Below are 8,930 nucleotides of genomic sequence, written 5' to 3'. Positions count from 1 at the left end.
CTCCATCAGTTTGGAAAAGCCCTTTGATATATTCTGCTTTTTTTCGATCTGGGCGAGTTTCGTAACAGTTTACAATGAGATCTGCTTCTATCAGAAGCTGTAAAAGTTTGTTTTTGATATCATCGTAATCATGATGGCAGATAACTAAGTCGATAATTCTTGGAATATACGAGGGAAGGTAATTTGCTTCTTTTAAAAAACGAGTGACAAGAAGCGGAACTGCCTGCTTCTGATTATCTTGACTGGCATCCCCGTTATAATGTTCTTTACAATACTTGATTGCAATATCATGTAAAATCGCGGCTGCTTGTAGTATCTGCTGTTCTTCGACGGGAAGTTTCTCTTGCTCTCCCAATAATTTAGCCAATGCGTAAACCTTAAGGATGTGCTGTGTACGCCTGCTATGCCCTTCCTCATAGCACATTGCGTTATACAAGAGATGAGTTTCATCGTTTATCACGTTGACAATCATCCTTTCATGAAAAGATTTTAATATCTTTTTATAGAATATAACATTACAAACGGGTCTTGCGTTGCGCTTGCAACATATAATTCAAAATGCTATACTTTAAATTAGGAAAGGAGGGACAGCATGAGGCTTGATATTGAACAACTAACCTTACTTCCTATTTTCAAAGGCATTCGTGAGGAAGATCTTCCGGCAATGTTGACCTGCCTGGGAAGTTTTCAGAAAAAATATCAGAAAGATGAAGTTATTTTTTTGGAAAGCAATGAAGTCAGAAATGTTGGTATTATATTGTCTGGAACTGTGCATATGGTCAAGGATGACTCCGAAGGCTATCAAACACTTCTTGTTGTAATGAAAGAGAATGAACTATTTGGGGAATCATTTTCCTGCGGAAGTCATTTAGATGCACAGGTCAGCTTTTTGACTGCTGCACCTTGTGAAGTTTTGTTTTTGCCCTTTCACAAAGTCATCCATTCCTGTAAGATGAGCTGCACCTTCCATCATCGGCTGATTGAGAACATGGTCCAGTTGATTGGAGATAAAAATGTCCAGTTGATGCACAAAATTGAAGTGATTTCCAAAAAGACACTTCGAGAAAAAATATTAGCATACTTACGACAACAGGCTATGGAGCAGAGCAGCAAACAATTTACAATTCCTTTGGGACGGCTCGAATTGGCTGAATACCTGTGTGCTGATCGTAGTGCAGTGACCAGAGAATTGTCCTATATGCAGCGAGATGGTCTAATTATTTATGATAAAAACACATTTCAGCTGCTATAATAAAAAAGCACAGATCTTTATGTTGTAAATAGGAAAAACCTGTTTGAGAAAATATTGGGGGTTACTCATATTTTTAAAATTCCATAAGGTCCCAATTAGCTCATTGGCACCACAGAAAGCCCACGCCTCCGGTTCTCTTTCCGGCTGCGTGGGCTTTTTTTCGGCCATTGCTTTATTTCTTGTTTTGCAGCTGTTCATGGGCTTCCTGCTGGACAATCAGCCCCGCCGAAAAGCCATACTTGAAATGGCTCTCACTTTCCTCGCATTGGGCAATAGCGTTCTGCGCCCGGAGTTCCTCCACCAGAGCATAGTCCTCTTTGCTGAGCCGCTGGGATAACTGATCCATCAACGCTGCACAGGTTTGGACTGCCTTGCGGTATTCCGGGGATGTGGGAACAACGGTTTCACAGGGATAAAACTCTCCGTTATACATGGCTTCTAATATCATGGCGTTCCCTCCCTCAACAGTAGATCAGTTCAGCCAGGACGATTTCCTCGGCCCTGTTGTGGATGGAGTTCATGGAGCGCACCCATACCATCTGGTCGGTAGCTTTCAGAGCTTCTGTGACGCCATCTTGCTGCATCATGGCTTTTTCAATGATTTCCAACCGCTCCCGGCAGGCGATGTCGATTTCCTCCAAGTGGGGAAACAGCTTTTCGGTGACAATGAGATCAGTATACAGAATGGGCCGGTGTTCTTTTAAGTAGGCACGGCGCAACCGGCCATATTTCCCGATATGGTACTCTTTGGTGTCCGATAACACAAGGTTGGGAATGAGATAGTCACCGCATTTGGTGTAAGTCAGTTCCATACAAGGCTCCTTTCGTGGGAATGTGGTTGACAGTTACGGTAGGTTTGAGGGCATCCCTCCTTTATCATAACTGTCTTTTCATTCGCCACAAATGAGCCGCCAGTCATGATGTAATGTTTTTTGGTGTAATCCACCCTCTATACATTACATCATGTTCGTCTTTTAGATTTTTTCGAATATAATTTCCAATTTTTATTCCGTTGGAGGATGTTAATTCTATGTCAAGAAATAATAAATGGAACCAGTTTCCCTGATTTAGATAATCCATAAAAATATCTCCAGAATAGAAAATTTCTATTTCTGCTTTTTCCTTTTGAATATCAAAGAAATGACTAACCATTTTTTCCAGTTCTTCACAAGTTCCTTTTTCATCATCACAGATTCCAATTCTATACATAGTGCTACTCCCCCATATAATCTTCATTTTATTTTATCATAAAATTCTGCGTATTATGAGGAAATATGTCGAAATAATTATTGTTTTTTGTATGTAGGAAATGATTAGGAAGTTTAATGGTGACAGTGTTGTAGAGAACCTCTATTCTTTTCTGGGAGATGCAAAGAGGGATTACCTTCCGCATGGATTTACGGTAAATGAGCCTTTGGAAATAATGGAAGAGAAGCGGCGATAACGATTTATTTTTACCTGCAGCCGGATTGAGCCAGGTGTGTGATGAGAACAGTTACAATGTGTGTACAATATAGATAGTTTGGATATTGCATCTATGGAACAGGTCTCTCTTGAAAATGTGCATTATAGAAAAAGTGAGCTTTCCGATGCGATTTATGCTGTGGATGTTTAAGGATATATTGGAAATTAAAATAATACATAGGCTATCGGAAAATAAATGGATATGAGGGGCTGGGAACCTGTGGCGAACGTTTCATGGGCTATAAAGAATTCGTGTTGTATGCAATCGGAAGAAACATAAGAATCTCCTATGGAAGATCAGATATAAAAACACTGATTCCTACAGGAGATTTTTATTTTAAGATTTAGAGGCTAAAAAACGGTATTTACAGACAGGCTCATTTTTTATGAAAAATAAAAAGAAAATGCAACACAACATGAAAAAATACGTCTAATATAATATACGGGAGTAAATGAACAGGAGGCGTGTATGGAAGATACGGATATCATTGAGTTATTTTTAAACAGATCTGAAGAAGCAATTCGTCAGACTGACATAAAGTATTCAAAGCTCTGCTTTGGAATCGCATGGAATATTTTATTGAATAAAGAGGATTCAGAGGAATGTGTAAACGATACCTGGTTAATAACGTGGAATGAGATTCCACCTAAAATCCCGAAAATCCTATCTGCATTTCTGGGGAAGATAACTCGAAATCAGGCAATCGACTGTTTACGGAGAAAAAATGCGTTTAAAAGACCAGACTCTCATATGGCAGATATCAATGGTGAACTGGAAAGACTGGAAGGAACGGTACAGTATTCTCTGGAACATAATATAAAACGTCAGGAGATCTTAGATGTTCTGGATGAATTTTTAAAAGGATTAAAAGAAGAAGACAGGGATATTTTTGTGCGGCGCTATTGGTATATGGATGATATTAAAGAAATTTCCAAAAGACATTCTGTTTCGGAAAGCAAGGTGAAATCCAGTCTGTTTCGCAGCAGAAAAAAATTATGGAAAAAGGCAGGTGATCTTTTATGAAGAACAATTATACCTTTCTGGAATTATTCGGGGATATTGATGAAAAATTTATTTATGAGGCTTCTCGGCCATGGAAAAAACAGGTAATCATAAAATACAGGTTATTAAAGACTGCAGTAGCGGGATTTATATTATTATTTTTGGCAGCAGGTGCTATGACACATCAGGAAGAGGTAAAAGCAGCATGGAAACAGTTTACTTCATGGATTGGAACGGCACTGGGACTTTCTGAGGATGTCAGCAGCTATACAGATATGATAGGGAAAACAATAACCAGAAAGGGAATTTCGGTTACTATTCATGAAGTGGCAGCAGATAAAAATGATTTATGGGTGGCTTTTTCTGCTACTTCTGATTCGGAAAAAACAGAAGAACCCGTTTTGCTGACAGACGTGCTTATTAATAAACAGGAAATACAATTGAGCGAAAGCTATCCCGTGCTTTTAGAAAATGGGGAGATGCAGGGAGAGGTTTTTCATTATACGATAGAAGACAATATTTTTGCCAATGAGGAAGCAGATGTAACAATAAGTGTGCATACAGCTTCGCCGGAGGAGATACAAAAAATAGATGAAAGTTCAAAGTCAGACGAGTATGTTTTTGAATTTAAAACAGATTTAAAAGAATTGGAGGCAAATACTGAAATAATTAATATAGATCAACAGATTAAAATAAATGAAAATCAGAATCTTACGGTTTCTCAAATGCGGCTAAATGATTTTACAAGTACGATTTCAGGAAAGATGACAGATTTGGGAGAGTATGATGAATATTATTTGATAGGAGAAGACAATCTGGGCAATTCTGTTTGTTACCGGCTTGCAGATTATAATAAACCAGAAATACTGTTTCAACAGGACAGAGTTTTCGAAAGATATACAGGCATTTCTCCAAATGCAGAATCTGTAACCCTTCAGTTGTATGTTGATAAATATAAAAATAAAGATATTGAAAACAAATATTTTTATACAACAGGAGAAGAGGACACATATGGAGAAGGAACAGGAAGTGTGTATGAGGGAGATGCGGATTTAACACAGATATATTGTCCATTGGGTAATAAAATAGAAATAAAAATTCGATAACAGGACAATAAATCAGCCGTCCACTACTCGCAATAGTGAACGGCTGTGTAAAACAGTTATCATAATTAATTGAGGGTAGGCCGTGTGTTTCTGGCTTTCCCTTTTTCTATTATCAATAGAACGCATCTGTTAGAATAACACAAGAGCTTTATCCCTCTGTCAAAATTTCATTTTAGGTTCTTTGCCTTTGACTTTTATATGATAGATCAGTTTTTCTTAAATCCCGCGCGTTTTCTTTCTCTTGGGTCGAGAATTCTCTTACGGATGCGAAGGCTTGTAGGAGTTATCTCCAGAAGCTCATCCTGGTCGATAAATTCAATGGCCTGCTCAAGGCTTAATACCTTAGGCGGTGTCAGTTTCAGAGCCTCGTCAGCGGAGGAGGAACGGGTGTTGGTCAGATGCTTGGTCTTGCATACGTTCAGCTCGATATCTTCAGCCTTTCCGTTCTGGCCGATGACCATGCCGCTGTAAACCTTTGCTCCCGGTCCGATGAAGAGTACGCCTCGTTCCTGAGCGGAGAAAAGTCCGTAGGTAACTGCTTCTCCTGCTTCAAATGCGATCAGGGAGCCCTGTTTGCGGTACTGGAAGTCTCCCTTGTACGGGGAATAGCCGTCGAACATGGTATTCAGGATTCCGGTTCCTTTTGTGGAAGTCATAAATTCGCTGCGGAAACCGATCAGTCCGCGGGAAGGAATGTGGAACTCCAGACGGACAGAGCCGTCGCTGGCAGTGCTCATCCCCTGAAGCTCGCCTTTACGCTCGCTGAGCTTCTGGATCACAGTACCGGAAAATTCATCCGGAACGTCTACATATGCGATTTCCATTGGCTCCATCTTTTTGCCGCGCTCATCAAAATGATAAAGGACTTCAGGCTTGCTGACTGCGAATTCATAGCCTTCACGGCGCATGTTTTCGATCAGAACAGAAAGATGAAGCTCGCCTCGCCCGGAAACCTTAAAGCACTCAGTTGACTCGGTATCCTCCACACGAAGGCTTACGTCAGTGTTCAGCTCTCTGTAAAGACGGTCGCGGAGATGACGGGAAGTAATATATTTTCCTTCCTGGCCTGCAAGCGGGCTGTCGTTTACCAGGAAATTCATGGAAATCGTAGGCTCGGAAATTTTCTGGAAAGGAATGGCCTCCGGATTTTCACCGCCGCACAGGGTATCGCCGATATGGATGTCTGCAATACCGGAAACAGCTACAATAGAACCGATAGAAGCCTCTTTGACTTCAATCTTATTTAATCCGTCAAATTCATAAAGCTTGCTGATCTTTACTTTCTGACGTTTATCCAGATCATGATGGTTCAGGAGGGTAAGCTCCTGGTTCACGGCAATCCTGCCGTTTTCTACTTTACCGACACCAATTCGTCCCACATATTCATTGTAGTCGATGGTGCTAATCAGAACCTGTGTATCTGCATCCGGGTCGCCTTCCGGAGCAGGAATGTATTTAAGAATAGTTTCAAAGAGAGGAGCCATATTTTCCGGTGTATCGGAAAGATCAAGAACTGCATGTCCTGCCTTTGCGGATGCATACAGGAACGGACAGTCAAGCTGCTCGTCAGAAGCCTCCAGATCCATGAGAAGCTCAAGAACTTCATCAATTACCTCGTCAGGGCGGGCCTCTGGACGGTCGATCTTATTAATGCAGACAATTACGTGAAGGTTAAGCTCCAGAGCTTTTTTAAGAACGAATTTTGTCTGAGGCATAGCGCCTTCAAAGGCATCTACAAGAAGAATTACGCCGTCTACCATTTTCAGTACACGCTCTACCTCTCCGCCGAAATCAGCGTGTCCGGGAGTGTCGATGATATTGATTTTTACGCCTTTATAATGGACAGCAGTGTTTTTGGACAAAATAGTGATACCACGCTCACGTTCGATATCATTGGAGTCCATGACACGTTCCTGTACTTCCTGATTTTCACGGAAAACACCGCTTTGTTTCAGAAGCTGATCCACCAGAGTGGTTTTGCCATGGTCTACATGGGCGATAATGGCAACATTGCGTACATCTTCGCGTTTGGTCTTCATAAAATTTGAAATCCTTTCTTTTTTCTTCTATATTAATGTGTTTTTTATTCATGGTACGACATTTCAGTTTACCACATTTTTCGCAGATTACAAGGTATTCAAAAAAATTTTTTAAGATTTTGGTTCTAAACTTCCGGGCAGGTACATAGGCTAATATAGACAAAATACCCAAAGAGGAAGGAGAACTATATTATGGCAGACAAAATTATTGAAAACAATCAGGTATCAATCATGGGGAAAATTGATACGGGCTTTACTTTCAGTCATCAGGTGTTTGGAGAGGGCTTTTATGTGATGGATCTGATCGTAAAGAGACTCAGTGATTCAGAGGACAGGATTCCGGTCATGGTATCCGAAAGACTTCTGGATGTAACGCAGGATTACGTGGGGGAATATATAGAAATTCACGGTCAGTTCCGGTCCTATAACCGCCACGAGGAAAAACACAACCGTCTGGTACTTTCTGTTTTTGCAAGGGAGGTAAGATTTGTAGAGGAAGAGGACGACTCAGTTCCCGTAAATCAGATCTTTCTGGACGGATATATCTGTAAACCGCCGGTTTACCGCAAAACTCCGCTGGGAAGAGAAATTGCGGATCTTCTGATGGCTGTAAACCGTCCTTATGGAAAATCTGATTACATACCCTGTATCTGCTGGGGAAGAAACGCCCGGTATGCCTCTGCTTTTGCTGTTGGGGGACATGTTCTTATCTGGGGCCGTATCCAGAGCCGGGAATATGTAAAAAAACTGGGTGAGAACCAGGCAGAAAAAAGAATCGCCTATGAAGTTTCAGTAAGCAAGCTGGAATACATGGAGTAAAGCCCGAAACATGCATTGCCTCATTCAGGCGGCTGTATTATTTCTGCACATAAGCAGATGAATGGGGCAAGTATATGGGCGCCGCCTGGTATCCAGTGGTTCTGTGGGAATAAAAAATGCGAGAATATATGCCTGGCTGAACAAAACCCCTGACGGATTCATACACCGGCAGGGGCTTGTTTCATCTGTTATTCAGCTGGAAATTCAGGCCTGCTTTACAACAGTCTTTTTAAAGCTGCGGAAAACGCCTGTCTGTTCGATCAGTCTGGTAATCGTGAAAAAGATAAAGGAGTCAATTGGCCACATGATCAGATTTTTTACTGCGCGTGCAGGCAGAATTGCAAGGAAACCTTTGCCGTACAGCATGTCAAGCCACAGTGTGTTCAGAACTATATTGACAACAAGAACCACTACCAGCTTGGCGATCAGAACTCTTTTCAGAGTCAGCTTCTGACGGTAATAAAAGCATCCGTAAATAAAGGCTGCGAGCATTGCGTTAAACGTAAAGCCAAAGAAAAAGGCTCCGTCAGGTTTCATGAAATATTTCACAAGATCCAGAATTCCTGCAAATAAGCCTCCGGTAATGGGACCAAACAGATAGTCAACAATCTGGTTTGGAATACCGGAAAATCCGATTTTGATATACGGACCCAGATTAATGGATGCCACTGAATTCAGAATCAGTGCAAGTGCCGCAAACATTGCGCACATGGCAAGAGCAGGCACACTCTTCAGCTCTTTGGCTGAAGAAAGAAACATGTTTTTGTTTTTTTCCATAAAAAATTACCTCCCTTCGCAGATATCTGACCACAATAGGAGATAACCAAAAATATTTACCCTCTGTTGCAGCGAGATGCAACCCATATACCGCAAGATTTCTCTTTTCGTCCTTCCGGCAACTCTCTATCCGGATGGCACTTTACGCATATGAATTTACTCTGCATGTCTTTTATGGGTTTATTATATACTATTTTATTACGACACGCAATAAAAACAGAGCATTTTTCGACATTTTAGTATAGGCAGATTATTTTCACCGATTAGAAGGCTTCTGAATACTGACAGAGGACGGAAAAGCTTGCAATTTCAGGCGAACTGAGGTAAGATAAGGACATTGAAAAAGATGCAGTTTCATCAATATTAAGAGGAATTGTCATGAAAAAAGAATTAACAGAAGTATACTGCGGAAGCGCGAAGGGAAAGACGACACTGGCTCTGGGGCACAGTCTTCGTGCGGCTGCTGAGGG

11 protein-coding genes and 1 riboswitch are annotated in these 8,930 nt (G+C 41.1%); of the genes, 5 read left to right on the top strand and 6 right to left on the bottom strand.

The window, feature by feature from the left end; all coding sequences use genetic code 11:
- The coding region (locus tag QVP40_RS12915) for an HD domain-containing protein (protein ID WP_288200569.1) at nt 1–460 on the bottom strand (460 nt) is incomplete at its 3' end.
- A gap of 132 nt (nt 461–592) precedes the next feature.
- Here QVP40_RS12915 and QVP40_RS12910 point away from each other — a divergent pair.
- The gene (locus QVP40_RS12910; protein WP_022068804.1) at nt 593–1,252 is read left to right on the top strand and encodes a Crp/Fnr family transcriptional regulator; all 660 of its coding nucleotides are present in this window, start codon (nt 593–595) and stop codon (nt 1,250–1,252) included.
- A gap of 172 nt (nt 1,253–1,424) precedes the next feature.
- On the opposite strand, the gene QVP40_RS12905 is transcribed toward QVP40_RS12910, so the two are convergent.
- The 3 genes from QVP40_RS12905 to QVP40_RS12895 all read right to left on the bottom strand — a co-directional run bounded on the left by QVP40_RS12905 (nt 1,425) and on the right by QVP40_RS12895 (nt 2,461).
- On the bottom strand, nt 1,425–1,700 hold the full coding sequence (locus QVP40_RS12905) for a DUF6809 family protein (RefSeq protein WP_022068803.1): 276 nt from the start codon (nt 1,698–1,700) through the stop codon (nt 1,425–1,427).
- A 13-nt stretch (nt 1,701–1,713) separates the two neighbouring features.
- Nucleotides 1,714–2,064 (bottom strand): TnpV protein, encoded by a 351-nt coding sequence (locus tag QVP40_RS12900; protein ID WP_022068802.1) that lies wholly within the window; start codon nt 2,062–2,064, stop codon nt 1,714–1,716.
- A gap of 103 nt (nt 2,065–2,167) precedes the next feature.
- Nucleotides 2,168–2,461 carry a response regulator gene (locus QVP40_RS12895; protein ID WP_022068801.1) on the bottom strand — a complete coding sequence of 98 codons (294 nt, stop codon included), beginning with the start codon at nt 2,459–2,461 and terminating at the stop codon, nt 2,168–2,170.
- Nucleotides 2,462–3,185: 724 nt separating this feature from the next.
- On the opposite strand from QVP40_RS12895, the gene QVP40_RS12890 reads away from it, so the two are divergent.
- Both QVP40_RS12890 and QVP40_RS12885 read left to right on the top strand, forming a co-directional pair.
- On the top strand, nt 3,186–3,740 hold the full coding sequence (locus tag QVP40_RS12890; protein WP_022068800.1) for an RNA polymerase sigma factor: 555 nt from the start codon (nt 3,186–3,188) through the stop codon (nt 3,738–3,740).
- A complete protein-coding gene (locus QVP40_RS12885) occupies nt 3,737–4,825 on the top strand; it encodes a DUF4179 domain-containing protein (protein ID WP_022068799.1) in 1,089 nt (362 codons plus the stop codon). The genes QVP40_RS12890 and QVP40_RS12885 overlap by 4 nt, the downstream gene beginning before the upstream one ends.
- Nucleotides 4,826–5,031: 206 nt before the next feature.
- Here the strand turns inward: QVP40_RS12885 and typA are convergent, their stop codons facing one another.
- The gene (typA, locus tag QVP40_RS12880) at nt 5,032–6,864 is read right to left on the bottom strand and encodes a translational GTPase TypA (RefSeq protein ID WP_022068798.1); all 1,833 of its coding nucleotides are present in this window, start codon (nt 6,862–6,864) and stop codon (nt 5,032–5,034) included.
- A gap of 192 nt (nt 6,865–7,056) precedes the next feature.
- Between typA and QVP40_RS12875 the strand changes: the two genes are divergently transcribed.
- Nucleotides 7,057–7,683, top strand: coding sequence for a single-stranded DNA-binding protein (locus tag QVP40_RS12875; RefSeq protein ID WP_022068797.1), 627 nt, complete (start codon nt 7,057–7,059; stop codon nt 7,681–7,683).
- A gap of 204 nt (nt 7,684–7,887) precedes the next feature.
- On the opposite strand, the gene QVP40_RS12870 is transcribed toward QVP40_RS12875, so the two are convergent.
- Complete coding sequence (locus QVP40_RS12870; RefSeq protein WP_022068796.1) at nt 7,888–8,460, bottom strand: folate family ECF transporter S component; 573 nt, start codon at nt 8,458–8,460, stop codon at nt 7,888–7,890.
- A gap of 67 nt (nt 8,461–8,527) precedes the next feature.
- Nucleotides 8,528–8,626, bottom strand: a riboswitch (THF riboswitch).
- Nucleotides 8,627–8,838: 212 nt separating this feature from the next.
- Here QVP40_RS12870 and QVP40_RS13930 point away from each other — a divergent pair.
- Nucleotides 8,839–8,930: cob(I)yrinic acid a,c-diamide adenosyltransferase (locus QVP40_RS13930; RefSeq protein ID WP_288200571.1), on the top strand; the 92-nt coding region annotated here is incomplete at its 3' end.

It is taken from the genome of Blautia sp. CAG:257 (assembly GCF_000433815.1).
Lineage (GTDB): Bacteria > Bacillota > Clostridia > Lachnospirales > Lachnospiraceae > Blautia_A > Blautia_A caecimuris.
This window is presented reverse-complemented; position numbering and strand designations above follow the sequence as displayed.

Excerpts from the sequence above, each read along its gene's own strand:
- QVP40_RS12895 (WP_022068801.1), bottom strand. The coding sequence starts at position 2,461 with ATGTATAGAATTGGAATCTGTGATGATGAAAAAGGAACTTGTGAAGAA.
- QVP40_RS12875 (WP_022068797.1), top strand. The coding sequence starts at position 7,057 with ATGGCAGACAAAATTATTGAAAACAATCAGGTATCAATCATGGGGAAA.
- QVP40_RS12890 (WP_022068800.1), top strand. The coding sequence starts at position 3,186 with ATGGAAGATACGGATATCATTGAGTTATTTTTAAACAGATCTGAAGAA.
- QVP40_RS12905 (WP_022068803.1), bottom strand. The coding sequence starts at position 1,700 with ATGATATTAGAAGCCATGTATAACGGAGAGTTTTATCCCTGTGAAACC.
- QVP40_RS12885 (WP_022068799.1), top strand. The coding sequence starts at position 3,737 with ATGAAGAACAATTATACCTTTCTGGAATTATTCGGGGATATTGATGAA.
- QVP40_RS12870 (WP_022068796.1), bottom strand. The coding sequence starts at position 8,460 with ATGGAAAAAAACAAAAACATGTTTCTTTCTTCAGCCAAAGAGCTGAAG.
- QVP40_RS12910 (WP_022068804.1), top strand. The coding sequence starts at position 593 with ATGAGGCTTGATATTGAACAACTAACCTTACTTCCTATTTTCAAAGGC.
- typA (WP_022068798.1), bottom strand. The coding sequence starts at position 6,864 with ATGAAGACCAAACGCGAAGATGTACGCAATGTTGCCATTATCGCCCAT.
- QVP40_RS12900 (WP_022068802.1), bottom strand. The coding sequence starts at position 2,064 with ATGGAACTGACTTACACCAAATGCGGTGACTATCTCATTCCCAACCTT.